Below are 1,238 nucleotides of genomic sequence, written 5' to 3'. Positions count from 1 at the left end.
GTTGTGCTTGCGCAGGTGCTGCAGGAACTTCTCCGGGGGGACCGTGCCGACCACGTAGCGGGTGCCGGTGGCGTGGTCGGTCACGGTGTACTGCAGGACGTCGTCAGACATCAAGGGACCTCCGATCAGTAGACGTCCGCGACGAGGAGCCGGTGGGGCTGCTCGATGAGCGGCATGCCGACGCCGGAGACCTTGGTCCAGGTGCGGACCGGGTCGAACTCCTTCAGGACGGACGCGAACAGGCCGGGCAGCTGCTCGAAGCCGAGCACGCCGGCGTTCGAGGCCGCGAACTCCAGGGACTCGGCGGTGATGCCCCAGGCCGTGTAGCCCAGGTCGCGGGCGTTGGCCGGCAGCATGACCACGCGGTCGGCCGCGATGGGCCGGGTCGCGGTGCCGTTGACGTCGATCTGCGCGGAGTAGATGACGATCTCGGGCAGGTCGCGGGCGGTCAGGATGGCGCCCAGCTGGTTGTTGTCCAGCGTGGCCACCATGCCCGGGCCGGTCAGGCCGGCCAGGGAGCGGGCCTCCACGGAGGCCATGAGGTGGGCCTTGGCGATGCGGGACATGACGACGTAGCCGGGCCGCTCGCCGGTGTCCTCCTCGTACTGGTCAGCCCAGGCCGCCAGGTCCGAGACCGGGGTCGCGTTCTCGCGGTCCGACCAGAGGACGGAGGGCGCCACGAGGTGCTCGGCCGGCAGGCCGAAGTCGGCCTCCAGGGTGAGCCCGTTCTCGTTGGCCAGGGTGAACTTGCCGTCCGTGAGGACGTCGCCGCGCGCGAGCTCCATGCGGGCCTGGATGGACCCAGCGAGGTTCGCGCCGTCGTCGTACACCTGGTCCACGAGCTGTGCCGTGTTCCCGCTGCCTCCGGAGCGGATGCGCTCCAGCTGCAGCCGCTCGTGCTCGCCCAGCGGGATCTTCTCCGAGATCGGGGGCAGGGTCACCCGCGAGCGCTCGAAGGGCGAGCGGGCGCCGATCGGCGACTCGGCGTCGTAGGTGCGGAACGCCGCGGCGCGGTTGCGCTTGATGGTGCGGTCGATGCCGGCCTCGATGTCCGGGATGAGGACGTCGGGGAGGAAGCGGTTGAGGATCCACGCCGTCGGGGACGGGACCTCACGGACGTAGGCGGTGAGTGCCGGGGGCGGCACGAGGTCGATGATCTGAGCCATGGGTCAGTCCTCTCGGTCTCAGCGGGTGATGATGCGGCCGGCCATGTCGGTCTTCGCGGCGGTGTCCAGGCC

General features: G+C 70.6%; 1 protein-coding gene. It reads right to left on the bottom strand.

Going from position 1 to position 1,238, the window contains the following annotated elements:
* Positions 1-125 precede the first annotated feature (125 nt).
* Complete coding sequence (locus tag AB0N07_RS51365; RefSeq protein ID WP_350749499.1) at positions 126-1,166, bottom strand: major capsid protein; 1,041 nt, start codon at positions 1,164-1,166, stop codon at positions 126-128.
* Positions 1,167-1,238: the final 72 nt, after the last annotated feature.

The organism is Streptomyces sp. NPDC051172 (assembly GCF_040682555.1).
Taxonomy (GTDB): domain Bacteria; phylum Actinomycetota; class Actinomycetes; order Streptomycetales; family Streptomycetaceae; genus Streptomyces.
This window is presented reverse-complemented; position numbering and strand designations above follow the sequence as displayed.